This is a genomic window from Bradyrhizobium sp. MOS001 (assembly GCF_004634465.1).
Classification (GTDB): domain Bacteria; phylum Pseudomonadota; class Alphaproteobacteria; order Rhizobiales; family Xanthobacteraceae; genus Bradyrhizobium; species Bradyrhizobium barranii.
In genome coordinates, this window is sequence record NZ_SPVJ01000019.1 from 19,674 (window position 1) to 43,199 (window position 23,526).

The window sequence follows — 23,526 nt, forward strand, 5'->3', positions numbered from 1 at the left end:
CATGATTGGAATGACAAGCCGCGCAATTGTTTGCGCGGCGATTTGTTTGGCCGCTCTTCTGTTTGTCTCTCCCGCGATTGCAGATCCCGCCTCGGACTGGAAATGCAATGCGATCACGGAAATCCCGGTCGACGAGCGGATCGCTGCCTGCACGTCTGTGCTGGAAGCTGGGAAATTCGGTCAGCAGGGCACCATCAGGGCCCGGCTCAGTCGTGCCGGAGCCTATAATAAGAAGGGCGCATTCGAGCTCGCGGTTGCCGACTACAGCGAACTGATCAGGCTCTATCCCCGGAATATGCACGCCTACTACAATCGCGCATACTCACACTATCAATTGGAAGAGTTCGACCGCGCGATTGCCGACTACGGCGAGGTCATCGGGTTGAACCCCAAAGATCAGCGCGCTTACTGCAGTCGCGCGGTGTCCCACTCGAAGAAGGGAGATCTCGACCTCGCTATTGCCGACTATACGAGAGCGATTGAATTGAAGCTTGATCAGTCTGTGGCTGCCAGCGGAGCTTACTCTTATGGTGGCGATCTGGCTCCAACGGCTCCCGGCCCGTCCGCTCAGTTCAATCCATTGCACATGGCGGCTTATCTGGCGCGCGGCGTTGCCAAGGGCAAAAAAGGCAATATCGACGGCGCAATCTCGGATTATGAGGGGGCGCTCGCGCTCGATCCAGGGTATCCGCCTGCGTACGTCTATCGTGCAGGCGCGTATCGGGCCAAGCAAGATCTTGCGCGCGCAATGGATGATTGCGACCGCGCGGTGGCCTTCGGGCCCAAGGACCCCAACTCGTATCTGTGCCGCAGCTTCACTTATCCGGCGATGGGGGATCCGCAGCGCGCCGTTACGGCATGCGATCTCGCGATCGAGCGTGCCCCGAAGGCGGCGAGCCCCTATCGTTCATGTGCCATGGCACACTTGCAGGCCGGCTCGCCTGGGGAGGCTATCACCTACCTCGATCGGTCAAGGGAGCTTGATCCCAGGGAGCCCTATGCCACGATCTGGCGCGAGATCGCGGGTCGGCGCGGCAATGTGCCGAGTACGCTGTCGGAGGCGACCGCCAAGCTGGACATGACCAAATGGCCTGCTCCGGTGATCCGGTTGTTGTTGGAAACGATGACGGCTGACGAACTGCTGCGCGCGGCCGACGATCCCGATCTGGTCAAGAAGAAGGGGCAAATCTGCGAGGCGAACTTTTACACTGCCGAACTCACTTTGCAGCGCGGTGTGAAAGAGGAGGCGCGGCGACTCTTTGGTCTCGCGCTCGCCGATTGCCCGCCGACCTTCGTGGAATTCCAGGCGGCCGGCGCCGAGCTCAAGGCGCTGGGGGTGAACCCCTGACGACGTACCGACCGAACAGTCTAGTTTAATCAGCTTCGTAGGTGGGCAAAGCGAAGCGTGCCCACCATGCTTCGACCGATCAACTGAGGTGACAATGGCGGGCACGTCGCTTCGCGCCTTTGCCCACCCTACGAACTCCACCTCAGGCGGCGCTTGCGACAGGGCCCTTCGCGCCGCTCTGCTGCAGCCGACGTAACGCGGCGAGGTTGGTCTCGACCGAGGCAAGGCAGCAACGCGATTTGCCGCCTGACTTCGCCTCGTAGAGCGCGGCGTCGGCGACCGCGAGCAATTCCTCGACCTCGGCGCCATGATCAGGTGACATCGCAATGCCGACGCTGGCGCCGACACCGGCGCGCACCTCGCCGCCGAGCTCATAGGAGACGGCAACCTCGCTGATGAGGCGGTATCCCGCCTCCTGGGCCATTTCGGCCGTGACGCCGTCGACGAGCACGACGAACTCGTCGCCGCCCATCCGGGCGACCACCGCGCCGTCCGGCAGCGCCCGGCGCACGCGCCCGGCCACCGCTTTCAGCACCTCGTCGCCCGCCGCATGTCCGAACGTGTCGTTGACCGGTTTGAAGTCGTCGAGATCGAAGAACATCACAGCGAACCGTCGTTCGGCGTGGGCGCCAAGTCTGGCGCTGAGCGCCTCGACGAAGCCCGCGCGATTGAGCAGTCCCGTGAGCGCGTCGTGATGGGCGCGATGGCTGTTCTCGCGCTCGGCGCGCATGGTGGTGATCAGCATCCGATTGAGGCGGAAGGCGGCGGCCGTCATCGCGGCCAGATACATCGGCACCTGGAGGTAGACGATGTAGAGCAGCGGCTCGCCGGCGAACGCAGCGCCGGGGATGATGGGACCGAGGCTCAGCAGGATCATGGTCCCGGCCAGCCGCGGCGCGCCGAAATTGCGGAAGCAGATGCCGCCAACCATCGCCGCCGCCGAGAGCGAGGCCAGCATGGCGACGACCCAGTCCCCGCTGGCCAGGCTGGCAACGACGCCAAATCCAACGCTGGCGCTCCAGGCGACCGCGAGCAGGAGATGAAGGTCGGTTGGCGTCGGGCGGTGGGCACGCGCCCTGCGATGCGCGCTGACGAGCACGGCGAGGCGGGCCAGGCAGATCGCGATCTCCATGACCAGCCAGACAATGAATGGTGCAGTCTGCTTGCGGCCAGCGATCACGGCGGCGACGGCAATGGTGTTGACGGCGCCGGCAGCAAAAACCGGCAGCGATCCATAGAGCTGGACAATGAGCGCGGCGCGGATGTCGTCGGGAACACCTAGCCCCGGCTCGGCGAGCCAGCGTGTCAGGCGCCAGCGTGGCGCACTGTAGAGTCCCTCGTCCGGTTGCATTGCAGAGCGTCCCCGTATTCCGGGCGCCAACAACGATGACCGCTCCTAACAAGCCTTTTAAGACAGCCATCGATTGCCGGGCGTGCTTGACGCAAGGTAAACCGTCGCAAGCGCGGCCGCGGGCGTGCAGGAGAATGCGGATTGGTGCAGGCCGAAGGTGCGGCGACGGATGTGTTGCGTGATTAGAGGTAGGTAGGGCAAAGCGACTTATCCGCCGTAGCTCGAAGAGCGCAGGCGGAAGCATGCCCACCATGTCGCTCAACGGAGCTGAGACAGAAGTGGTGGGCACGGCGCTGCGCGCCTTTGCCCACCCTACGAGATCGAGTTTGTACGGACATCAAAGTGGTGCTCCGCTAATCCACCCTACGAAGTACGCCCGAGCTGCACGTTGCGGTCGACCGCAATCCACGTCGCCCTTGCCACCGCCAGCAACCTCCCGGCTTCATCGTGCGCGGCAGCCTCGGCGATGCGCTTGCGGCCGTCGCGGCCGGTGGGCCAGGCGGTGATGATGCAGCGTTCGCCGGGACGCGGGCGAGATTCGATCCGGGCCGACATTCGTCCCAGCAGGAGCGGGGCCTGGTCGAAGCCATCGGTCTCCTGATTGTAGTTGCAGGCATAGCCGGTGGGGCAATCGAGCGCTGACCAGAGAAATTCGGGGGCGACCAAGCCATCCTCGGCGACCAAATTCGGATCCGGTGTCCAGCTCGCTGCGAGGACGGCGTTTCGCGAATGACGCCCGAGCGGCCCGGCAAAAATGCGCAGACCATCCCCTTTCGCCCGTGCAGGTCCGCAGACGAAGCATGTCGGCAGCGGATGCTCGTGCGGTTTCACAGGCGTCAGCAATTCTGCGGCGCAGGCTTCCTCAAAACTGGCTGTCTCCACGCGCGCAAGCTCGACGCTGGCCGCGCGCCCGGTCGCGACGACCGTGGCGCCATCGCGAAGCTCCCATGTGCTGTCGTCCGTAGCGACGGCATCGAGCGGCTTGTCCAGGGGAGGCGGGGCGCGCAGCGTCACCTCGGCGCCGCCGGGAATGTGGCGGGCCAGCCGGCCGCAGACATAGCCGCCGTTCCCGGAGTTCGGAGGACCGCAAAAGCGCTTGTCGATGATGATCTCGGTCATCGGTTCTGTCCTCTCTTCCTCGTCGGGCGCAGTCTACCTGATCTTGAGGACAATTCGTCCCTGAACCGTGCGATTGGCGACGGCGCGCATGGCGTCGCCGGCCTCCTCCAAAGGGAGGACGCGGTCGATGTGCGGGCGGATCTTTCCGTCGGCCAGCAATTGCATCAGCGTGTCATTCATGCGCGCGGCCTCCGCGGAGAATTTCTCCGCCCAGGCGCCGAGGAAGACGCCGATGATGGCGTAGTTTTTCAGGAGAGGCAGGTTCATCGGGATCTGTGGAATCTCGCCGCTGGTGAAGCCGATCGGCATCAGCCGTCCGCCCCACTTCATCGATCGGGCCATCTGCTCGAAAATCGCGCCGCCGACATTGTCGAAGCCGATATCGATGCCGTCTCCCGATGTGATCGACTTGATCCGGCTGCGCAGGTCCTCGCTGCGATAGTTGATGACCTCGCTGGCGCCGTAACCGCGCACCAGGTCGGCCTTGTCGTCGGAGCCGACACCGGCGATGACGCGCAGGCCGAGATGACGCCCGAGGTCGACGGCGGCAAGGCCAACCCCGCCGGCTGCGCCGGTGACGAACAGCGTTTCCCCGCGTTGCGCCCGTGCCCGCTCGACCAGCGCATAATAGGCCGTGCCGTAATTGTGCAGCACCGTCGCCCCGGCTTCGAACGCGACGCCATCCGGCAGCCGCACGCTCTTCGATTCCTTCGCAATCATCCGTTCGGCGTAGCCGCCGGTCCAGGCACTGCACGCCACACGATCGCCGGGGGCGAATGTCGTGACCTTGTCGCCGACCGCGACGACGACGCCGGACGCTTCAGTGCCGGGCACGAAGGGTGTCGCCGGCCGCATCTGGTAGAGGCCCGAGACCAGCAACTGGTCCATGAAGCTCACGGACGCCGCATGGACGTCGATGAGGATCTCGTCGCCGGCAGGCCGCGGCGCATCGATCTCACCGAGGCGCAGATCCGCAGGGCCCGTGAACGAATTGCACAGAATCGCTTTCATCGGGGCGCTCCGAAAATGCGCGGCAACAGCATCGGAACGCGCCGGCGATAGTCCTGATAGGTCGCGCCGAACTCGGCGATCAGGTCCCGCTCCTCGAACTGCAGGGCGACCAGGATGTAGGCCGTGTTCGCGATCGCGAACAGCAGATGGCCGGCGGTCATCTCGGGCGTCGCCCAGAACGCGAGCAGAAAGCCCAGCATGAGCGGGTGCCGCACGATCTTGTAGAGCAGCGGCGTCCGGAAGGATTGACCTGATATCTCGGCTCCGCGCAACGCGACGAGAGCCTGGCGCAGGCCGAACAGATCGAAATGATCGATCATGTAGGTCGAGGCGAACGCGATCAGCCAGCCGAGCCAATGTACGCCGGTCAGGAGCCACGCCGTAATGCCGCTGGCCTGCCAGATCGGCGCCGGGATCGGACGCCACTGCCAGAACAGCAGCAGGAGGATCAGGCTGGAGAGCAGCACATAGGTGCTGCGCTGGCAGGCCACTGGAAGAAATTTGGCCGACCAGCGTTTGAAGGCCGGGCGTGCCATGACGCTGTGCTGGATGGCAAACAGGCTCATCAGCAGCAGATTGACGACGATGGCCTCACCCAAATTCGCAGGCGCGCCGACGTCGATCGACGTGTCGATTGACTTGGGCACGACATAATTGCCGACGAAACCGAGCGCGTAGAGGAATGAAGCCGTGAAGACGGCGTAGCTCACGATGGCGTAGAGCAGGATTGCGAGGCGCGCGAACATGGTTTTTCCTATTGTGCCTGATACAGCGGTGCCGCATTCAGGAGCCTGAACCGCTCGCTGGCGAGCGGGCTCGATCTGGCCTGACTGCTATCGCTGGACCGTCCCCTGCGCGTCCCCCGGGGGCGCCGGCCGGGGAGGGAGGATCTCCATGACGGCCTTTTCGCTTGTCACGTTCGGGTTCCCCGAGGTCTATGCCGACGGCCGCCCGATCAAGCTGGCCTTGCGCAAGGGGCTTGCGCTGCTGGTCTATCTCGCGGAAGCCAAAGGCCCCGTCGCGCGCGACGTCATTGCCACGCTGCTATGGCCGGAGACTTCCCGCGAGACCGGCCTCGCGCGATTGCGGCGTCTGCTTCACCGCGTCGAGCTCACGCTCGGCCAGGCGGTTTTCGAGACCGACCGCACCAGCTTGCGTTGGTCTCCGGAGGTCGAGCTGAAGATCGACTCGCATCAGTTCGAGCGCGCCTGCGATCGCGGCGACTTTGAAAAGGCCTGCCGGATTTATCGCGGCGACTTCCTGGCGGGCTTTTCTCCGGACGACTGTCCTGAGTTCGACGATTGGGCGTTCTTTCGCCGCGAGGCGCTGCGTGGGCGGCTCGTGCAGGCGCTCGAGCGTCTGGTGCAGGACAGGAATGCCGCGGGCGATCATCTCGCCGCGACAGTGCATGCGGGCCGTCTGGTCGAGCTCGATCCGCTCAGCGAGGTGTATGGCCGGCATCTGATCCGCAGCCTGCTGCTCGCGGGAGACCGAAGCGCGGCGGAACGGCGTCACGCTGCACTGGCGCAGCGGCTGCGCGACGAGCTTGGCGTCGCGCCGGAAGCCGAGACTGAAGCGCTCATGAGCCGCGCGGCCGCGCCGCTGCGCGATGCTCTTCCAGCGACACGCTATGTGAAGGGCGCCGGCGTGCATCTGGCCTATCAGACCTACGGAAGCGGTCCGCTCGATATCCTGGTCATGCCCGGCTTCGTGTCGCATGTGGAGCGCGCCTGGGAGCATCCCGCGAGCCGGACGTTTCTGGCATCACTGATGAGGTTTGGGCGGCTGATCGTTTTCGATCGCCGCGGCATCGGGCTGTCCGACCGGGTGGGATCGGCCCCCGGCATCGACGTCACCGCGGAAGATATCGGCACGGTGCTGCGGGCGGCGGACTCGCGCCGCGTCGTGCTGTTTGGCGCATCCGAATGCGGGCCGGCCTGCATCAAATTTGCGGTCGAGGAATCCCGCCGTGTGGCCGGGCTCATTCTGTTCGGCGCGCTGGCCAAGGGCTGCTGGTCGGAGGACTATCCGCACGCGCTGCGCGCCAGCCAGTATGATGCCTGGAGCAAGCACCTGATTGCGCAATGGGGCGGCCCGGTCGGGATCGAAGCCTTCGCGCCGAGCCTGGCCAATGATCCGCAGGCGCGCGCCTGGTGGGCGGGGCTGTTGCGCGCGGCGTCCAGTCCCGGCGGAATCTCTGCCGTGCTCGAGGCCTTTCGCGACGCCGATGTGCGACACCTTCTGGCGCGGATTGCGGTGCCGACGCTGGTGCTGCATCGTCGGGACGACAAGGCCGTGCGGATCGCGGCCGGGCGCGACATCGCGAGCCGGATCACCGGTGCAGAATTCGTCGAGCTCGACGGCAATGATCATTGGTTCTTTGCCGGCGATCAGCAGCCGGTGCTCGAGGCGATCAAGCGGTTCACGGAGGCTTTACCGCGTGAGGGGAGGCCGAGGCGGTGACGCCTCAAGCCTCATTTATTGGCACGTTTCGTGCCTCCCAAAGCGGCACAAACGACGTGACACGATGCCTGGCGAAGGGAGACCCCGACATGAAACGCGAAGACCTCACCGAAAAGCTGCTCGACATCAAGCGCGAGAACGGCTGGAGCTGGAAACACATCTGCGACAAGGTCGGCGGCTATTCCGAGGTGCTGATCGTCGGTGCGATTCTCGGCCAGATGAAGCTGACGAAACCGCAGGCCGCCAATGCCGGCGAGCTGTTCGGCCTGTCGAAGGCCGAGACCGCGATGCTCAACGAGGTGCCGATGCGCGGCACTGGCACGCCGATGCCGCCGACCGATCCGCTGATCTATCGCTTCTACGAGATGGTGATGGTCAACGGTCCGGCGTGGAAGGCGCTGATCGAGGAGGAGTTCGGCGACGGCATCATGTCGGCGATCGACTTCGACATGGCAATGGAGCGCGTTGCCAACCCGAAGGGCGACCGCGTCAAGATCACCATGAGCGGCAAGTTTCTGCCGTACAAATACTACGGCGCCAGCGGCAATGTGCCGGAATACGGCTTCAAGGAGGGGTGAGGCACGCGAATGGCGAATCGCGAGTAGCGAATGGGGTTCATTCGCTACTCGCCGCTCCCTATTCGCCTATTTGCCCGCCTTCACCTCGGCCGCGGCCACGGCGATCAATTCGCTCATCTTGGCGCGAATCGCCTGTTCGGTGATGGCGACGTTCTTGGCGGCGAAATCGGCCATGACCTTGCGCAGGACGTCGGCATCGCCGGCCTCCTCGAAATCGGCCGCGACCACTTCCTTTGCGTAGGCGGTGGCGGCCTCGCCGGTGATGCCGAGCTTCTCGGCGGCCCAAAGGCCGAGCAGCCGGTTGCGGCGGGCTTCCGCCTTGAATTTCTGCTCCTCGTCGAGGGCGAACTTCTTCTCGAAGCCTTCCTCGCGCTTGTCCAAACTGCTCATGCCTTTTTCCAATTCCCTGCTGACTGGATCCGGCGGCCGTCGTTGCGACGGCCCCGGCGCATGCCTAGATAGGGGGCACGAATCGGCAAAACAACGAGCCGTTAAGCCGCAGGCAAGACGGTATAAGTTGATGCCGGGCGGCCGGATCGATTGTGCTGGGACAGCCAATCGGATAGGTTGCCTGAAGGCTTGGTTCCCGTTCTGTTTCCAAGGGGTTATAGACGGGTTCCCAGCCGTTCACGGCAGCTCCGCTGTGGGTCGTAACCTGGTAACCGGAGCACACCAAATACATGGATTTCAACAAAACACGGTACATCCCCATGAGCCGTCGGCGTCGTATTTATGAAGGCAAGGCAAAGGTTCTTTACGAAGGCCCGGAGCCCGGTACCCTGATCCAGCACTTCAAGGATGACGCCACCGCGTTCAATGCGAAAAAGCATCAGGTGATCGAGGGCAAGGGTGTCCTCAACAACCGGATCTCGGAGTACCTGTTTCAGCACCTCAACGACATCGGGGTGCCGACCCATTTCATCCGCCGCCTCAACATGCGCGAGCAGTTGATTCGCGAGGTCGAGATCGTGCCGCTGGAAGTGGTGGTGCGGAACGTTGCCGCCGGCTCGCTGTCGCAGCGCCTCGGCATCGAGGAGGGCACGCAGCTGCCCCGGTCGATCATCGAATTCTACTACAAGAACGACCAGCTCAACGACCCCATGGTGTCGGAAGAGCACATCACCGCGTTCGGCTGGGCCACCCCGCAGGAGATCGACGACATCATGGCGCTCGCCATCCGTGTCAACGACTTCCTCACCGGCCTCTTCCTCGGCATCGGCATCCGCCTCGTCGACTTCAAGATGGAGTGCGGCCGGCTGTTCGAGAACGAGATGATGCGGATCATCGTCGCCGACGAGATCTCGCCGGATAGCTGCCGTCTGTGGGACATCAAGTCGAACGAGAAGCTCGACAAGGACCGTTTCCGCAGGGACCTCGGCGGCCTGCTCGAGGCCTACACCGAAGTCGCAAAACGCCTCGGCATCCTCATGGAGAATGAGCGTCCGCAGGGCACTGGCCCGGTGCTGGTGAAGAGCTAAGAGGGATTTGACGTGAAGGCACGTGTTACCGTTACCCTGAAGACGGGCATCCTCGATCCGCAGGGCAAGGCCATCGAAGGCGCGCTGAAGTCGCTCGGCGTCGACGGCGTCGCCAGCGTCCGCCAGGGCAAGGTGTTCGACATCGAGCTTGCCGGCGCCGACAAGGCCAAGGCCGAAGCGGCGCTGAAGGAGGCCGCCGACAAGCTCTTGGCGAACACCGTGATCGAGAACTATCGCGTCGAGATCGTCTAACCCGCGCGGCGCTTCACAGCCATCCGACGCGGTGGAAGCGCCAATACAATGCGAGGCAGGCGAGCGCCATCATCCCCATGACGACGAAATAGCTGTACTCCCATTGCAGCTCGGGGATGTACTTGAAGTTCATCCCGTAGATGCCTGCGACTGCGGTGGGCACGGCGAGGATCGCCAGCCACGAGGCGAGCTTCTTGGAGACCGCGGTCTCCTGCGCCTGTCCGACCAGCAGGCTCGCCTCGAAGGCGAAGGCCAGCACCTCGCGCATGGAATCGATGCGCTCCTGGATGTTCCTGACGTGGTCGGTGACGTCGCGGAACAGCGGCTGCATCGTCGCACGCACCATCGCAAGCTCGTCATGCTCGAGGCGACGGCAGACTTCCACCAGCGGGCCGATCGCGGTCCTGAGCCGCAACAGGTCGCGGCGCAGCATGTAGAGCCGCTCGATCTGTGCCTTGCTGATCGGCTTGGAGAGCACGTCGTCCTCGATGCCCTCGACCTCCTCGTGGATGCTCTCCAGCACGGGCGAGTAGTTGTCGACGATGAAATCGAGGATGGCGTAGAGGATGTAGTCCTCGCCGCGCGCCAGCGCCCGTGGGCAGCTTTCGCAGCGTTCGCGCACCGGCGTGTAGGATGTCGAGGCGCCGTGGCGCACCGAGACCAGATAGCCTTCGCCGACGAATATGTGCGTCTCGCCGAAGGCGATCCGGCCCTCGAACAATTGCGCCGTCCGCGCCACGATGAACAGGGCCTCGCCATATTGCTCGATCTTCGGCCGTTGATGGGCGTTGTTGGCGTCCTCGATGGCAAGGTCGTGCAGGTCGAACTGCTTCTGCACGGCGCCGAGCAGCGCCATGTCAGGCTCGTGCAGCCCGATCCACACCACGTGGCCGGGCTTGGCCCGCCAGCTCGAAGCCTCGCTGATGGCGATATTGGCGACACGCCGGCCGTCGACATAGGCGCCGGCAGCGATGACGCCCTGAGTGGACACCGGTTCGGAGAGGGAGGCGGGCAGCGACGGGACGTTCATGGCTTCAATCCCGGGCAAAATCGTCAGGCAAAATTGCCGTGGCTATGGCCTGTGTACAAGGCCGCCCGGCAAGGCTAGCACTGGTAAAATCCCCGTCAAATGGCTATGTCTCCTGACGAATTGGCCCTTTGGCCAGCCCGATTCCCATCACCGTCGGAACCCGAACCATGAAAGCCGCCATCCTCGTCTTTCCCGGAATCAACCGCGAGCGCGACATGGCGCGCGCCTTGAGGCTGATCTCCGGCAGCGAGCCCGCGATGGTCTGGCACGCCGAGACGTCGCTGCCCGCGGGCACCGACCTCGTCGTGGTGCCCGGCGGCTTCTCCTACGGCGACTATCTGCGCTGCGGCGCGATCGCGGCGCGGTCGCCGGTGATGGACGCGGTGCGCGACTATGCGGCCAAGGGCGGTCTCGTGCTCGGCGTCTGCAATGGTTTTCAGATCCTCTGCGAGTCCGGCCTGCTGCCCGGCGTCCTGATGCGCAACGCACGGCTGAAATTCATCTGTCACGACGTGCATCTGCGCGTCGAGCGCTCCGACACGCCGTTCACCCGCGGCTATAATGCGGGCCAGGTGATCCGCGTGCCGGTCGCCCATGGCGAGGGCAATTACGAGGCGGATGAAGAGACCATCAAGCGGCTCGAAGGCGAGGGGCGGGTGCTCTATCGCTACTGCTCGGCCGACGGCGTGGTTGACGAGGCCCATAACATTAACGGCGCGGCGCAATCCATCGCCGGAATCGTCAACGACAGGGGCAACGTGCTCGGCATGATGCCGCACCCGGAGAACCACGTCGAAGACATCATGGGCTGCACCGATGGCCGCGGCCTGTTCGCCGGCCTCACTGCCCATCTGGAAAAGGCCGCGTGATCTCGTTCGTGGGGAAGCGGGCTCTCGCCGCGATCGCGGCGCTGTCGCTCGCGACATTTTCGCTCGCGACCGCAGCCTTCGCGCAGGATTTCCCCAAGCGCCCGCTCACGATGATCGTGCCGTTCGCGGCCGGCGGCACGTCGGACGTGATCGCGCGCACGGTCGCCGAGCAGATGGGCATCGCGCTCGGCCAGACCATCGTGATCGAGAACGTCGCCGGCGCCGGCGGCTCGACCGCGCTGGCGCGCGCCTCCCGCGCCGAGCCTGACGGCTACACCATCGCGATCGGCAATGCCGGCACCAACGCCGCAACCTACACGATCTATCCAAAACTGCCGTTCACACCTGAATCCTTCGTGCCGATCGCCATGGTCGCGAAGACGTTCGGCATCATCGCGCTGCGCAAGGATTTCCCGGCGAAGGACCTGAAAGAGTTCGTCGCCTACGCCAAGGCGAACCCCGGCAAGATCAATCTCGGCCACGCCGGTGTCGGCTCGTCGAATTACCTCATTTGCAAGAGCTTCGTGACGGCCGCCGGCATTGATGCGACGCTGGTCGGCTATCGCGGCGCGGCGCCTGCGCTCACCGACGCGGTCGGCAGCCAGATCGACGGCGTCTGCGACGCCGCAGCCTCCGTCTCGCAGTCGATCAACGAGAAGCTGGTGCGGGGGCTCGTGGTCGGCTCGACCGTGCGGCTGGCCACGCTGCCCGATCTGCCGACGTCTGCCGAGGCAGGCCTGCCGGACTTCGAGGCGCAGGGCTGGAATGGCCTGTTCGCACCCAAGGGCACGCCGCAGGCCGTCATCGCCAAGCTGAATGCAGCCGCGCGCACCGCGGTGGAAACCGACGCGGTGAAGAAGCGTTTTGCGGATTTGTCGACCGTTGCGCCCGATCCCGACGAGCATACGCCCGAGGTGCTCCAGAAGCTCGTGACGCGCGACGTCGAGAAGTACCGGAAGATGCTGGCGGACGACGCCAAGTAGCAGCCGCCCAAATCATAGCAAGTCATAGCGGTTTTGGGCTTGCTGTCTCATGAACCTCAATCGCGTTTGAGACGACTGACTCCTCGTCGCCATCAAGGCGCGCGTGTCCGGGGTCGCTGATTTCCGCGCGGGTGAAAGCAACTCAAAGTTGTTTCGCCGCGCGAGTTGCGATATCAGGAAGCGTGCGCTGTCGTTGTGCTCCCGGATGTCACATGCCCGTCGCTTTGGTCGTTCTGCTGCTCGATATCACACTGATTTATCACGCGTCGCGAACCGGGCGGTTGCAGCCCTGGGCCTTCATCATCCTGATGGTGCCGCTGATCGGCGCGCTCGCCTACATCGCGGTCGAACTCGTCCCTGAATGGTTTTCCAGCCCCGGTGCGCGACAGGCGCGTCAGCGCGTTGCCAATCGGCTCGATCCGGAGAAGCGTTATCGCGAGCTGTGCGACCGGCTGGCGGCCACCGACACCATCGCCAACCGTGCGGCGCTGGCCGAGGAATGCGCGAAGGTCGGCCGCTTCAGCGAGGCCGAGCAGCATTACGGTCACATCCTGAGCCTGCCGATGGGCCACGACCCCGCTTATGCCTTCGGCAAGGCGCAGGCCGAGTTTTCCGCCAAGCGTCCGGCCGATGCGCTGGCGACGCTGGACGATCTTCAGAAGCAATGGCCGGACTTCGATTCCGCCGATGCGCATCTGCTCTACGCCCGCGCGCTCGCCGAGGTGGGGCGGCTCGACGAGGCGCTGGAGGAATATCACGCCGTCGCCGGGTATTTCCCCGGCGCCGAGGCACGAGTGCGCTACGGCATGCTGCTCCAGATGGTCGGCCGCAGCGCCGAGGCGCGCGTGGTCTTCAACGAGCTCCTGATCCAGATGCGGCGCGCGCCCAAATATCTGCGCGACGCCCAGGCCGATTGGCTCTCGATCGCCGAGAAGCAGATTTCGACCTAAGCGGTCTTATTGTTTGAGCATGATCTTATCGGAAAACTGCTGCGCACTTTTCCGGATCATGCCTTGCGCAGCTTCAGCCGTTCCGCCGGCACCGTCATCGCGGCGACGCCGGCCATGACCAGCAGCAGTCCCAGCGCGAGGTTCGACGGCACGCTCTCGCCGAGCAGCAGCACGGACAATCCGACGCCGATCGGAATGCGCAGATAGCCTTGCGCGTTCGTGGTCAGCGTGCCGAGCCGGCCGAGGCAGACGTAGAACAGCATCAATCCCAGCGCGCTGGAGACGATGCCCATGACGATGGTGGCCACGATCGCCGTCGGCGTCGGATGCAGCGTCCAGGGCTGGTCGATGATCAGCGCGGGCGGCAGCAGCACGAGGCCGCCGAACAGCAGCGAGCCAGTCGCCACCACCATCGGGTCGTATTCGGAGAGCCGCAGGCCAAAGATCGTCGCGCAGGCAAAGGAGATGGTGGCGAGCAGGATCGCGATCTCCGCCACGATCTCGCTGCCGAAGCCGCGTAGCGCGTCCAGCCCGACGATGGCGATCGTGCCGGCGAGGCCGAGAATTGCGCCCGCGAGCTTCAGCAGCGTGGCCGGCTCGTGCCGCGTGATCGGCGACGTGATCAGGAAGGCGAAGATCGGCGTCGTCGAGGCCAGCACCACCGTGTTCGACGCCGGGACATATTGCTGCGACCAGGTGATGATCAGGAACGGAAAGGTCGAGTTGATCAGTTGCTGTGTCGCAAACAGCTTCCAGGCCTTCACGTCGGTCGGCAGCTTGACGCCGCGCATCCACAGGATCGCGAACAGGAAGGCGAACGCGATCAACGAGCGCGCCGAGATGAAGGTGATGGGCGGGATCGTGGGAAGCGCGAGCTTCGCCAGCGGATAGGTCGAGCTCCAGCAGCAGGCGAGCGCGAACAGCAGCGCATAGTCGCGCCAGTTACGGGCGCCGACGGCGATGATGGATGGCGACGATGATGCGGCGGCCGCCGTGCGGCCCGACGATGTGCTCTTCGGCACCTTGTTCCTGCTCCCCCGCGCCAACGCGCTTGTCGCAAGTCTGGGCGAGGGGGCGCGAAAAGGGAAGGCGTCGAGCTATGCGTTTGCCTGGAGTGCAGGCTTCCGCTTCACCCGCTTGATCGTGCCGGAGAAGGTAAACAGCGGCCGCCCGGCCGAGGTCAGCTTGCCCCGCAGGAAGATCAGCGAGCCGCCGGCGCGGGACACTTCGCCGACGCATTCGACCAGCTCGCCCTCGCGGGCCGCGTCGAGGAAATCACAGGCGAAATTCGTCGTCACGGCCGGGCCATCCAGCTCGTGGGTGGCGATCGCGAACAGGCAATAGTCGGCGAAGGCCATGAAGCAGCCGCCATGGACGTTTCCGGAGCCGTTGAGGTGCTTTTTCTCGACCCGGAAGGCCGAGCGGACGCTGCCGTCGTCCTCGATCTTGTGCCAGAACGGGCCGATATGGCTCTCAAAACTGTCGCGAATCCAGGTCCGCCAGCCCGTGAACTCGCCATCGGTGGCGACGTGCAGGTCCGGGCGGCGGGTGGAGGGGACTTTGGTCAATTCGTGCAAGGAAATGGGCCTTCAATTACGGGTCTTTAGTCCTTAAATCCGATCCGTCAGCGCCTTGCAATTCCCGTTCCCGCCGACCGCCTGCCCGCAAAACGTGGGACAGCGGGAAAATGGGCCATAAAGGGCTTTTCGTAGGCCCCCGATCTTCCTAAGAACGGCAAAACGCCGCCGAAAGCCCCGAATCCATGAAGAACGAACCCAAGATCACCCCCGAACTGGTTGCCGCCCACGGGCTCAAGCCCGACGAGTACGAGCGCATCCTGAAGCTGATCGGGCGGGAGCCGACCTTCACCGAGCTCGGCATCTTCTCGGCGATGTGGAACGAGCACTGCTCGTACAAATCCTCGCGCATCCATCTGCGCGGCCTGCCGACCAAGGCGCCCTGGGTGATCCAGGGCCCCGGCGAGAATGCCGGCGTGATCGACATCGGCGACGGCCAGGCCGTGGTCTTCAAGATGGAGAGCCACAACCACCCGAGCTACATCGAGCCCTATCAGGGCGCGACCACCGGCGTCGGCGGCATTCTGCGCGACGTCTTCACCATGGGCGCGCGTCCTATCGCCTGCCTCAATGCGCTGAGCTTCGGCGCGCCCGAGCATGCCAGGACACGGCATCTCGTCTCCGGCGTCGTCGCCGGCGTCGGCGGCTATGGCAATTCCTTCGGCGTGCCGACGGTGGGCGGCCAGGTGCGCTTCCACACCCGCTATGACGGCAACATCCTCGTCAACGCGATGGCCGTGGGCCTCGCCGACGCCGACAAGATTTTCTATGCGGCCGCTTCCGGCGTGAACATGCCGATCGTCTATCTGGGCTCCAAGACGGGGCGCGATGGCATCCACGGCGCCTCGATGGCCTCGGCCGAGTTCGACGACAAGTCCGAGGAGAAGCGCCCCACCGTGCAGGTCGGCGATCCCTTCGCCGAAAAACTGCTGCTCGAGGCCTGCCTCGAGATCATGGAGAAGGGCTGCGTCATCGCGATCCAGGACATGGGCGCGGCCGGCCTGACCTGCTCGGCGGTCGAGATGGGCGCCAAGGGCGACCTCGGCGTCGACCTCGATCTCGACGCGGTGCCGACCCGCGAGACCGGCATGAGCGCCTACGAGATGATGCTCTCGGAGAGCCAGGAGCGCATGCTCATGGTGCTCAAGCCCGAGAAGGAGAAGGAAGCCGAGGCCATCTTCAAGAAGTGGGGTCTCGACTTCGCCGTCGTCGGCTACACCACCCCGAGCAAGCGTTTCGTCGTCAAGCATGGCGGCGACGTCATGGCCGACCTGCCGATCAAGGAGCTCGGTGACGAGGCGCCGCTCTACGACCGTCCGCACGTTCCCTCCGCCGCGCTGCCTGTGGTGCACGCGCGCGAGGTGCCGGCGCCGATGGGCGTCGGTGCCGCGCTGGAGAAGCTGATCGGCACGCCCGACATGTGCAGCAAGCGCTGGGTCTGGGAGCAATACGACCACGTCATCCTCGGCAACACCTTGCAGCGTCCCGGCGGCGATGCCGCCGTGGTGCGCGTGCAGGACGGGCCGAAGGGTCTGGCGCTGACCGTCGACGTCACGCCGCGCTATTGCGAAGCTGACCCGTTCGAGGGCGGCAAGCAGGCGGTGGCGGAAGCCTGGCGCAACATCACCGCGGTCGGCGGCAAGCCGCTCGCGATCACCGACAATCTCAATTTCGGCAATCCTGAACGGCCCGAGATCATGGGCCAGTTTGTCGGCTGCCTGAAGGGCATCTCGGAGGCCTGCCGCACGCTCGACTTCCCGGTCGTGTCCGGCAACGTCTCGCTCTACAACGAGACCAACGGCCGCGCGATCCTGCCGACACCCTCGATCGGCGGTGTCGGTCTGCTCGACGATTTCACCAAGTCCGCTTCGCTGGCCTTCAAGGCCGAGGGCGAGGCGATCCTCCTGGTCGGCGAGACCCACGGCTGGCTCGGCCAGTCGGTCTACCTGCGCGACATCTGCGGTCGCGAGGAGGGCGCGCCGCCGCCGGTCGACCTCGCGGCCGAGAAGCGCAACGGCGACTGCGTGCGCGGCATGATCCATGCGGGCACTGCGACCGCGGTGCACGATCTCTCCGACGGTGGCCTGCTGATCGCGCTCGCCGAGATGGCAATGGCCAGCGGCATCGGCGCAAAATTGCTGGCGGCGCCGACGTCGCTCGTCTCGCAGGCCTATTGGTTCGGCGAGGACCAGGCGCGCTATCTCGTCACCGTGCCGGAAGCGGAAGCCGGCCGCGTGCTGGCCAAGATGCGCGGCTGCGAGGTGCCCTGCGTGCGCATCGGCACCACCGGCGGCGATGCAATCGCGATCGCGGGCGAGGCGCCGGTCACGATCGATAGCCTGCGGAAATCGTTCGAGCGCTGGCTGCCGGAATATATGAGCGGGAAGGCGGCGTAAGGCGCCGCCACACACTCCGTCATTGCGAGGAGCAAAGCGACGAAGCAATCCAGATCGTCTCCGCGGAGAGACTCTGGATTGCTTCGCTACGCTCGCAATGGCGGATGGAGAGACCTCGGCCTCACAAAACGTGCGACGCGCCCGGAATCTTCCGCAACATTGCCGTCAGTCCCCAGCTCAGCAACACCGTGAGCACGAAGCCGATCGCGGCCTTGAAGATCGCAGGCCACGAATAGTCGAACAGCACATACTGGATCCACAGCGCGATCGGGTAGTGCACCAGGAACATGCCGTAGGCGTCCGCCTGCATGCGGTCGAGCAGGTTCGGCCCCGGCGACTTCTGGTGCAGGAAGAAGGCGAGGATCGCGAGCAGGATCGCGGCCGAGAACAGCACGACGAACGTCCCGTAGATCGCCTGATACCAGTCCGGCAGCACGTTGGGATTCCCGAGGATTGCGCGCTTGATGTAGATCATGCACCACATCAGGCAGTAGGGGACCAGCGTGGCGATCACCCACATCCATCGGTTCTTCGGCAACTGGCCCTCGGCGCTGAGGATACCGCGATCGAAGTTGGCGGCACCGACGCTGACGCCAATGAAGAAATAGGCGAAGTAGAGCAGGACGCGGCTCGCCTGCACCGAAAACGGTCCGAACTCGAACCATTTGTTGGCCCCGAAATGGACCAGCGCGGGCACGTAGACGACGGCAGTGACGACGGCGAGCAGCAGCCAGAACACGGCCGGCTGCTCAAATCCGCGCACCGAAACGCGGTTGACCGGATCGACCAGGTGGGTTGAGACCCGGTAGAGCAGGCTCGCAGTCAGGTCGAACGCCAGCAGCACCCACACGAACCAGATCGGCCCGCTCGGCCACGGCCCGACGGTGATCGTCTTCCACCAGAACGAAGCGAAGGTCAGCTCGGGATCGTGCCGCAGCGCGATCGCGTAATAGGCGAGCGGGATGACCGTGAAGGCCGCGATCACGAACGGCAGCCCGAGCCGCAACAGGCGGTCGCGCAGGAAAACCTGTGGTGCCTTGCGCGCGATGCCGGACCACGTGAACAGTCCCGACAGGAAGAAGAACATCGCCATGAAGAAGCTGTCGGTGCAGAGCACGACGACGTCGAAGCCGATCCAGGACGCCGGGTCGGTGTGACCGAAATAGGTGTAGGGAATGACCGCGTGGTGCAGCAGCACCACCAGCGTGAGAAAGGTGCGGGTCCGATCGAGCGACAGATTGCGCGTCTTGGCTTTCGGCGCGGCGTGCGCCTCCGCGCCGATCGTCGCGGAATGTGACATCGTCATCATGGTCGCCCCGATTGCGCTCCAGCCCTGGCCGGACTGTGCCGCCGGGAACCGGATTCAGCAAGCGCAGTTTGTGCCGCGCCTTGCCCGCGGAGTGCCCTCAGGAACCAGTTCCGCGCAGCGAAGTTAGCGTTCGCGAATAGGTTGAGGGCCGCAAAACATGCGGCATTTTAGTCGGAGTTGGTTATGACGATCCTGAAATGGGCGCTGATCTTTCTCTTGATCTCGATCGTGGCCGGCGTGCTCGGCTTCACCGGCCTCTCGGCCGCCTCGGCCGATGTCGCCCGCTTCCTGTTCTATATATTCGTCGTGATCTTCCTGGTGCTGCTGGTACTGGGGCTCACGATCTTCAGGGCATAGCCGGGCTGACGGTCGAATCGCGGGGGCCGGCCCTCAATTGCCTGCGAATGGCATGACGCGGGCCATCAGCTCGGCCAGGAACTCATCAGGACGATCGAACGGAATGAAATGATCGCCGCCGCGAACCCACACAAATTCCTTATGCGGGGCCGTGATCTCCTTGAAATATTGCTCGGCCGGTCCGCCCGGCGTCACGCCGTCCGCGTCGCCCTCGATGAAGAACATGGGGATCGAAGATCTGAATCCCATCGAGGCCATGTCGCTCTGAAACATCGGCCCGTTCCGTCCGGTCAGATATTTGGCCGAGAAGGCGACGCCCTTGCGCCAGTTGTACAAGTCGAGCAGCGAGACATCCGGCATGAAGAGCGGCGGGATGGGGCCGGCGAACTGGAAGCCACCGGCGGGCGGCAGACCCAGCGCGTTGCTCCATTTGTCCGCAATCAGGCGATTTTCCGGGGTGAGGGCCGGCTGTGAAGCGATCGGCGCCAATTCCGCCAGGGCTTCGGGATTGTTGGCGGATGCCGCAAGCCGTTGCAGGCGCGCGATCGTGAGCTCGAATGCCTTCTCGAAGGTCGTCCTGCCAACCACCTGGCCCGTGCCGACATAGGCCGAGAACAGATCCGGGCGTTGCTTCACCATGTGAATTCCCAGGAACGAGCCCCACGAATGCCCGACCAGGACGATCCTGTCCTTGTGCAGATGCGTGCGCAGATGCTCGGCCAGCTCGACGCCATCCTGCGTCATGCGCTCCAGTGTCATGGTTGGCGCCAGCGTGTCTCCGGCGGCGCCATACGTGCGGCCGGTGCCGCGCTGGTCCCATTGCACGATGGTGAAGTGCTTTTCCCAGGGGCGCCAACCCGACGACATTGGCCAGCTGGAGCCTCCGGGCCCGCCGTGGACGAACAGGAGGACCGGGTTATCCCGATCCTCGCCGCGGATTTGAATCCATTGCTTGATTCCGCCGATGTCGACGTACCCTCCCTCCTGCACGCCCTTTGGTGAGCGGATCGCGAGGGTTTCGGCAGCAAGATGCTGGCGATAGGCGCGAAAACCCAGTCCGGCGGCGGCCACCACGATGAGGATACCGGCCACGCCCAGCAACGAGAGCCCAATCAGTCTTGCGGCTTTGCGCGGCATCCTGAGCCTTGTGTCGACTGAGAGGAAGCGACCTGCGATCGCCTCCGGCGCGATGAGCCTACCCCACTTCCTCGATCTTCACCTTGTCCGGATAGAAGGCGAGATGGCCGGAAATCTCCGTCATCGCGGGGAAGGGCGTCTCGTAGGTCCAGATCGCGTTGTCGAGCGTCTTGCCGTCGGCCTTGACGCTGTAATAGCTCGCGTCCCCTTTGTAGGGGCAATGGGTGACGCGGTCGGTGCGCTCCAGCACCGCCATGTTGGCGTCCTCCCGCGGCACATATTGCACCGCCGGATATTTCGCCTCTTTCAACATCAGCGCCTTGCTGGTCTCGGCGATCACGATGTCGCCGGCCGTGACGCGGACGCGTCGGGGATTCTGGGTAATGGTGATGGGGTGGTCGGGCCCTGGAAGCTTCATGATTTCACGCCTTTTCGATCAATCTTGCGCGCGCGGCACTTTGTCGTGCCTTTATCCGGATGGGATCAGGGATATAGTGCCGGAATGCGTGACGTAGAAGGCCGTTCACGCTAAGTTTGGCCCTGCCGGTCCGGGGACCCCGGCAAGCGATTCGAAGCCGAGACAGGAGCAAGACCCGAATGCCCATGGACGCCCACGATATCGAGGCGATGATCAAGGCAGCGATCCCCGATGCCGAGGTGACGATCCGTGACCTCGCCGGCGATGGCGACCACTATGCCGCGACCGTGATCTCGGAATCCTTCCGCGGCAAGTCCCGCGTCCAGCAGCACCAGATCGTCTATCAGTCCCTGCAAGGCCAGATGGGCGGCGTGCTGCACGCTCTGGCGCTGCAAACCGGGGTACCCGGGGCCTGATCTGATCGCGTGACGGGGGGATGACGATGGCTGCGGACAATCCTCGCGGCGCGATGTTTCGCGTCATCGCTCCGAACCAGCACAGCCGCGTCACCAATGCCGAGCTGTTCTTTGACCTCGTCTTCGTCTTCGCCGTCACGCAGGTCTCGCACACGCTGCTGCACCATTTCACCCCGCTCGGCGCGGTCCACGTCACGGTGCTGTTCCTCGCGGTGTGGTGGGTGTGGGTCTACACCGCCTGGGTCACCAACTGGCTCAATCCCGAGCTGACCCCGGTCCGCATCCTGATCTTCCTGATGATGCTGGGCGGCCTCGTGCTGTCGACGACGATCCCGACCGCCTTCGAGGGGCGGGGCCTGTGGTTCGCGATCGCCTACGCGACCATGCAGGTCGGACGCACCGCCTTCTGGCTGTTCGCGACCCCGCGCCATCGAACGGCCGTCCGGCACAACGCGATCCGCATTCTGGTCTGGCTCTCTGGCTCCGCGATCTTCTGGATCCTCGGCGGTCTCGCCCATGACGAGGCGCGGCTGTGGTTCTGGATCGCGGCGCTCGCGATCGAATACGTCTCGCCGGCGGTGCGCTTCTGGGTCCCGAAGCTCGGCTTCTCGTCGGTCGAAGCCTGGGCCGTCGAAGGCGGGCACATGGCCGAGCGCTGCGCCGGCTTCATCATCATCGCACTCGGAGAAGCCGTCGTCGTCAACGGCGCCGCCTTTGCCGAACTGGACTGGACCGCGGATAATATTTTGGCCTTCGTCTCGGCCCTGGCCGGGGCCATCGCGATGTGGTGGGTCTATTTCCACAAGGGCGCGGAGGCCGGCTCCGAGCGGCTCTCGAAATCCACCGAATCCGGCCGGCTGGCACGGATGGCCTATACCTATCTGCACATGCCGATCATCGCCGGCATCATCCTGACCGCGGTGTCGGACGAACTGGTGTTGAAGCATCCGACCGGCCATTCCGATATCAGGACCATCGTGAGCACGGTCGGTGGTCCCCTGGTGTTCCTGGTCGGCACCATCCTGTTCAAGCACGCGATCCGCGGCTTCCTCCAGCTCTCCCACGGCATCGGCATCATCCTGCTACTGGTGCTGTGGTGGTTCGCCGCCGATCTCTCGCCGCTCTGGCTGTCGGTCGCGTCGACCGTGATCATGATCGTGGTCGCGGTATGGGAGTCGGTGTCGCTGGGGTCGAAGCCGGAGGAGGCAGAGGCGCATTGAGCTCCGGCCGCACATGTCCTCGTAGAGTTGTTTGAGCGTACGCCTCGTCCTTCGAGACGACCGCTGCGCGGTCTCCTCAGGATGAGGCTAATCGGCATAGGCGCCCGCTGAAACTGCTGCCGCGTGCTCCGTCCTCATCCTGAGGAGCCCGCCGAAGGCGGGCGTCTCGAAGGATGTGCCGCGGGAAAACGCTCTGAAATACATAGCTCTCCGGACGGCCAGTCGAGCGGGAAGCGCCGGAGCGCGTTTACTCCGCCGCCTCCAGCGCGTGCACGGAAAACATCTTCGCCGCGTCCGTCCAGCTTTCGCGCACCTGCCAGCCCGCGCCCAGCGCCAGCGCAGCAAAACGCTCGAGGCTGTATTTGTAGCTGTTCTCGGTGTGGATGCTCTCGCCGGGGCGGAACGAGAAGCTGGTGCCGAGCAGGCGCACGGTCTGGCTCTTCTTGCTGATCAGATGCATCTCGATCCGGTGCCGCTCGCGGTTGTAGATCGCGCGATGGGTGAAGGCGGACAGGTCGAAATTGCCGCCGAGCTCGCGGTTGATGCGCACGAGCACATTGAGGTTGAAGCGGGCGGTGACGCCGGCGGCATCGTTGTAGGCGTCGTGGAGGACGCGCTCTTCCTTCTCGAGGTCGGCGCCGATGATCATCTGCGCGCCCTTGCCCAGGATCTTGCGGGCGCTCTTCAGGAAGGCCTGCGCCTCATGCGGCTCGAAATTTCCGATGGTCGAGCCGGGGAAGAAGCCGACCTTGGGCATCGATGCGACGGCCTTGGGCAACTCGAACGGCGTGGTGAAGTCGGCCGCCACCGGATAGATGCCGAGCGTCGGGAAGTCTCGCTTCAGGCCGTTGGCCTGCGCCTTCAGGAAGTCGCCGGAGATGTCGACGGGTACATAGGCCGCGAACTTGCAGTGATCGAGCAGCAGGCGGACTTTTGTGGTTGCTCCGGCGCCGAACTCGACCAGCGCCGCATGCTGCGGAATGATCTTCGCGATCTCGCTGCCGCGCTCCTTCAGGATCGCAAGCTCGGTGCGCGTCGGGTAATATTCCGGCAGGCGCGTGATTGCCTCGAACAGCTCCGAGCCGGTCGCGTCGTAGAAATATTTCGGCGACAGCTTTTTCGGCTGCTGCGAGAGGTCCTCGATGGCCTCGCGGGCGAAGGCGGTGGTCTGCTCGTCGGGGAGATGGGCTTCGGCCAAAGCGCTGGCGTGCACATTCATGATACTCTCCTGAACGCGCTGTCCGGCGCGCATTTATCGTCGGAT

General features: G+C 64.5%; 24 protein-coding genes. 12 read left to right on the plus strand and 12 right to left on the minus strand.

Annotated features, from left to right (window positions below; genetic code table 11):
* Positions 1 to 46 precede the first annotated feature (46 nt).
* On the plus strand, positions 47 to 1,348 hold the full coding sequence (locus tag CT676_RS22770; RefSeq protein WP_244623239.1) for a tetratricopeptide repeat protein: 1,302 nt from the start codon (positions 47 to 49) through the stop codon (positions 1,346 to 1,348).
* 142 nt (positions 1,349 to 1,490) lie between these two features.
* Here CT676_RS22770 and CT676_RS22775 read toward each other — a convergent pair whose 3' ends face one another.
* The 4 genes from CT676_RS22775 to mddA form a co-directional block, all read right to left on the minus strand.
* Positions 1,491 to 2,699: a GGDEF domain-containing protein gene (locus CT676_RS22775; RefSeq protein ID WP_135215405.1), complete on the minus strand. Its 1,209-nt coding sequence runs from the start codon at positions 2,697 to 2,699 to the stop codon at positions 1,491 to 1,493.
* 363 nt (positions 2,700 to 3,062) lie between these two features.
* Positions 3,063 to 3,818 (minus strand): hypothetical protein, encoded by a 756-nt coding sequence (locus CT676_RS22780; RefSeq protein WP_135215406.1) that lies wholly within the window; start codon positions 3,816 to 3,818, stop codon positions 3,063 to 3,065.
* A gap of 33 nt (positions 3,819 to 3,851) precedes the next feature.
* Entirely contained in the window at positions 3,852 to 4,829 is a 978-nt protein-coding gene (locus CT676_RS22785) for an NADPH:quinone oxidoreductase family protein (RefSeq protein WP_135215407.1), read from the minus strand.
* Positions 4,826 to 5,575 carry a methanethiol S-methyltransferase gene (gene mddA, locus CT676_RS22790; protein ID WP_135215408.1) on the minus strand — a complete coding sequence of 250 codons (750 nt, stop codon included), beginning with the start codon at positions 5,573 to 5,575 and terminating at the stop codon, positions 4,826 to 4,828. Before mddA ends, CT676_RS22785 begins: the two co-directional genes overlap by 4 nt.
* A 148-nt stretch (positions 5,576 to 5,723) precedes the next feature.
* On the opposite strand from mddA, the gene CT676_RS22795 reads away from it, so the two are divergent.
* Entirely contained in the window at positions 5,724 to 7,292 is a 1,569-nt protein-coding gene (locus CT676_RS22795; RefSeq protein ID WP_135215409.1) for an alpha/beta fold hydrolase, read from the plus strand.
* A gap of 89 nt (positions 7,293 to 7,381) precedes the next feature.
* Positions 7,382 to 7,870, plus strand: coding sequence for a cyanase (gene cynS / locus CT676_RS22800; RefSeq protein WP_014494123.1), 489 nt, complete (start codon positions 7,382 to 7,384; stop codon positions 7,868 to 7,870).
* A 66-nt stretch (positions 7,871 to 7,936) separates the two neighbouring features.
* On the opposite strand, the gene CT676_RS22805 is transcribed toward cynS, so the two are convergent.
* Positions 7,937 to 8,260 (minus strand): DUF1476 domain-containing protein, encoded by a 324-nt coding sequence (locus CT676_RS22805; RefSeq protein WP_014494124.1) that lies wholly within the window; start codon positions 8,258 to 8,260, stop codon positions 7,937 to 7,939.
* Between the two features lie 320 nt (positions 8,261 to 8,580).
* Here CT676_RS22805 and purC point away from each other — a divergent pair, with 320 nt between their 5' ends.
* Complete coding sequence (purC, locus tag CT676_RS22810; RefSeq protein ID WP_172782948.1) at positions 8,581 to 9,348, plus strand: phosphoribosylaminoimidazolesuccinocarboxamide synthase; 768 nt, start codon at positions 8,581 to 8,583, stop codon at positions 9,346 to 9,348.
* A 12-nt stretch (positions 9,349 to 9,360) separates the two neighbouring features.
* Complete coding sequence (purS, locus tag CT676_RS22815) at positions 9,361 to 9,600, plus strand: phosphoribosylformylglycinamidine synthase subunit PurS (RefSeq protein ID WP_014494125.1); 240 nt, start codon at positions 9,361 to 9,363, stop codon at positions 9,598 to 9,600.
* A 13-nt stretch (positions 9,601 to 9,613) separates the two neighbouring features.
* Here the strand turns inward: purS and CT676_RS22820 are convergent, their stop codons facing one another.
* Positions 9,614 to 10,630 (minus strand): magnesium and cobalt transport protein CorA, encoded by a 1,017-nt coding sequence (locus CT676_RS22820; RefSeq protein ID WP_071912382.1) that lies wholly within the window; start codon positions 10,628 to 10,630, stop codon positions 9,614 to 9,616.
* Between the two features lie 167 nt (positions 10,631 to 10,797).
* Between CT676_RS22820 and purQ the strand changes: the two genes are divergently transcribed.
* The 3 genes from purQ to CT676_RS22835 all read left to right on the plus strand — a co-directional run bounded on the left by purQ (position 10,798) and on the right by CT676_RS22835 (position 13,432).
* Complete coding sequence (gene purQ / locus CT676_RS22825) at positions 10,798 to 11,499, plus strand: phosphoribosylformylglycinamidine synthase subunit PurQ (protein WP_135215410.1); 702 nt, start codon at positions 10,798 to 10,800, stop codon at positions 11,497 to 11,499.
* Positions 11,496 to 12,482: a tripartite tricarboxylate transporter substrate binding protein BugD gene (locus CT676_RS22830; RefSeq protein WP_167768113.1), complete on the plus strand. Its 987-nt coding sequence runs from the start codon at positions 11,496 to 11,498 to the stop codon at positions 12,480 to 12,482. The genes purQ and CT676_RS22830 overlap by 4 nt, the downstream gene beginning before the upstream one ends.
* A 212-nt stretch (positions 12,483 to 12,694) precedes the next feature.
* A complete protein-coding gene (locus tag CT676_RS22835) occupies positions 12,695 to 13,432 on the plus strand; it encodes a tetratricopeptide repeat protein (protein WP_063982362.1) in 738 nt (245 codons plus the stop codon).
* Positions 13,433 to 13,488: 56 nt separating this feature from the next.
* Here CT676_RS22835 and CT676_RS22840 read toward each other — a convergent pair whose 3' ends face one another.
* Positions 13,489 to 14,454, minus strand: a complete 966-nt coding sequence (locus CT676_RS22840) for a DMT family transporter (RefSeq protein ID WP_135215411.1) — start codon at positions 14,452 to 14,454, stop codon at positions 13,489 to 13,491.
* A 75-nt stretch (positions 14,455 to 14,529) separates the two neighbouring features.
* On the minus strand, positions 14,530 to 15,009 hold the full coding sequence (locus CT676_RS22845; RefSeq protein ID WP_167768114.1) for a PaaI family thioesterase: 480 nt from the start codon (positions 15,007 to 15,009) through the stop codon (positions 14,530 to 14,532).
* 185 nt (positions 15,010 to 15,194) lie between these two features.
* Between CT676_RS22845 and purL the strand changes: the two genes are divergently transcribed.
* Positions 15,195 to 17,405 carry a phosphoribosylformylglycinamidine synthase subunit PurL gene (gene purL, locus CT676_RS22850; protein ID WP_135215412.1) on the plus strand — a complete coding sequence of 737 codons (2,211 nt, stop codon included), beginning with the start codon at positions 15,195 to 15,197 and terminating at the stop codon, positions 17,403 to 17,405.
* A 121-nt stretch (positions 17,406 to 17,526) separates the two neighbouring features.
* Here the strand turns inward: purL and CT676_RS22855 are convergent, their stop codons facing one another.
* Positions 17,527 to 18,714, minus strand: coding sequence for an acyltransferase (locus tag CT676_RS22855; RefSeq protein ID WP_135215413.1), 1,188 nt, complete (start codon positions 18,712 to 18,714; stop codon positions 17,527 to 17,529).
* 183 nt (positions 18,715 to 18,897) lie between these two features.
* On the opposite strand from CT676_RS22855, the gene CT676_RS22860 reads away from it, so the two are divergent.
* A complete protein-coding gene (locus tag CT676_RS22860; protein WP_135215414.1) occupies positions 18,898 to 19,071 on the plus strand; it encodes a DUF1328 domain-containing protein in 174 nt (57 codons plus the stop codon).
* Positions 19,072 to 19,104: 33 nt separating this feature from the next.
* Here CT676_RS22860 and CT676_RS22865 read toward each other — a convergent pair whose 3' ends face one another.
* Both CT676_RS22865 and CT676_RS22870 read right to left on the minus strand, forming a co-directional pair.
* Positions 19,105 to 20,208 carry an alpha/beta hydrolase gene (locus CT676_RS22865; protein ID WP_135215415.1) on the minus strand — a complete coding sequence of 368 codons (1,104 nt, stop codon included), beginning with the start codon at positions 20,206 to 20,208 and terminating at the stop codon, positions 19,105 to 19,107.
* 58 nt (positions 20,209 to 20,266) lie between these two features.
* Positions 20,267 to 20,626: a DUF427 domain-containing protein gene (locus CT676_RS22870; protein WP_135215416.1), complete on the minus strand. Its 360-nt coding sequence runs from the start codon at positions 20,624 to 20,626 to the stop codon at positions 20,267 to 20,269.
* A gap of 179 nt (positions 20,627 to 20,805) precedes the next feature.
* Between CT676_RS22870 and CT676_RS22875 the strand changes: the two genes are divergently transcribed.
* Entirely contained in the window at positions 20,806 to 21,042 is a 237-nt protein-coding gene (locus CT676_RS22875; protein WP_028147489.1) for a BolA family transcriptional regulator, read from the plus strand.
* Positions 21,043 to 21,068: 26 nt separating this feature from the next.
* Complete coding sequence (locus tag CT676_RS22880; protein ID WP_135215417.1) at positions 21,069 to 22,262, plus strand: low temperature requirement protein A; 1,194 nt, start codon at positions 21,069 to 21,071, stop codon at positions 22,260 to 22,262.
* 247 nt (positions 22,263 to 22,509) lie between these two features.
* On the opposite strand, the gene egtD is transcribed toward CT676_RS22880, so the two are convergent.
* Positions 22,510 to 23,481, minus strand: coding sequence for an L-histidine N(alpha)-methyltransferase (gene egtD / locus CT676_RS22885; RefSeq protein ID WP_167768115.1), 972 nt, complete (start codon positions 23,479 to 23,481; stop codon positions 22,510 to 22,512).
* Positions 23,482 to 23,526: the final 45 nt, after the last annotated feature.

Bases quoted from the DNA above. Each gene is read 5' to 3' on its own strand.
- CT676_RS22865 (WP_135215415.1), bottom strand. From the start codon at position 20,208: ATGCCGCGCAAAGCCGCAAGACTGATTGGGCTCTCGTTGCTGGGCGTG.
- CT676_RS22775 (WP_135215405.1), bottom strand. From the start codon at position 2,699: ATGCAACCGGACGAGGGACTCTACAGTGCGCCACGCTGGCGCCTGACA.
- egtD (WP_167768115.1), bottom strand. From the start codon at position 23,481: ATGAATGTGCACGCCAGCGCTTTGGCCGAAGCCCATCTCCCCGACGAG.
- CT676_RS22780 (WP_135215406.1), bottom strand. From the start codon at position 3,818: ATGACCGAGATCATCATCGACAAGCGCTTTTGCGGTCCTCCGAACTCC.
- CT676_RS22870 (WP_135215416.1), bottom strand. From the start codon at position 20,626: ATGAAGCTTCCAGGGCCCGACCACCCCATCACCATTACCCAGAATCCC.
- purC (WP_172782948.1), top strand. From the start codon at position 8,581: ATGAGCCGTCGGCGTCGTATTTATGAAGGCAAGGCAAAGGTTCTTTAC.
- CT676_RS22805 (WP_014494124.1), bottom strand. From the start codon at position 8,260: ATGAGCAGTTTGGACAAGCGCGAGGAAGGCTTCGAGAAGAAGTTCGCC.
- CT676_RS22835 (WP_063982362.1), top strand. From the start codon at position 12,695: ATGCCCGTCGCTTTGGTCGTTCTGCTGCTCGATATCACACTGATTTAT.
- purQ (WP_135215410.1), top strand. From the start codon at position 10,798: ATGAAAGCCGCCATCCTCGTCTTTCCCGGAATCAACCGCGAGCGCGAC.
- cynS (WP_014494123.1), top strand. From the start codon at position 7,382: ATGAAACGCGAAGACCTCACCGAAAAGCTGCTCGACATCAAGCGCGAG.
- CT676_RS22875 (WP_028147489.1), top strand. From the start codon at position 20,806: ATGCCCATGGACGCCCACGATATCGAGGCGATGATCAAGGCAGCGATC.
- CT676_RS22880 (WP_135215417.1), top strand. From the start codon at position 21,069: ATGGCTGCGGACAATCCTCGCGGCGCGATGTTTCGCGTCATCGCTCCG.
- CT676_RS22785 (WP_135215407.1), bottom strand. From the start codon at position 4,829: ATGAAAGCGATTCTGTGCAATTCGTTCACGGGCCCTGCGGATCTGCGC.
- mddA (WP_135215408.1), bottom strand. From the start codon at position 5,575: ATGTTCGCGCGCCTCGCAATCCTGCTCTACGCCATCGTGAGCTACGCC.
- CT676_RS22860 (WP_135215414.1), top strand. From the start codon at position 18,898: ATGACGATCCTGAAATGGGCGCTGATCTTTCTCTTGATCTCGATCGTG.
- purL (WP_135215412.1), top strand. From the start codon at position 15,195: ATGAAGAACGAACCCAAGATCACCCCCGAACTGGTTGCCGCCCACGGG.
- CT676_RS22795 (WP_135215409.1), top strand. From the start codon at position 5,724: ATGACGGCCTTTTCGCTTGTCACGTTCGGGTTCCCCGAGGTCTATGCC.
- CT676_RS22855 (WP_135215413.1), bottom strand. From the start codon at position 18,714: ATGATGACGATGTCACATTCCGCGACGATCGGCGCGGAGGCGCACGCC.
- CT676_RS22820 (WP_071912382.1), bottom strand. From the start codon at position 10,630: ATGAACGTCCCGTCGCTGCCCGCCTCCCTCTCCGAACCGGTGTCCACT.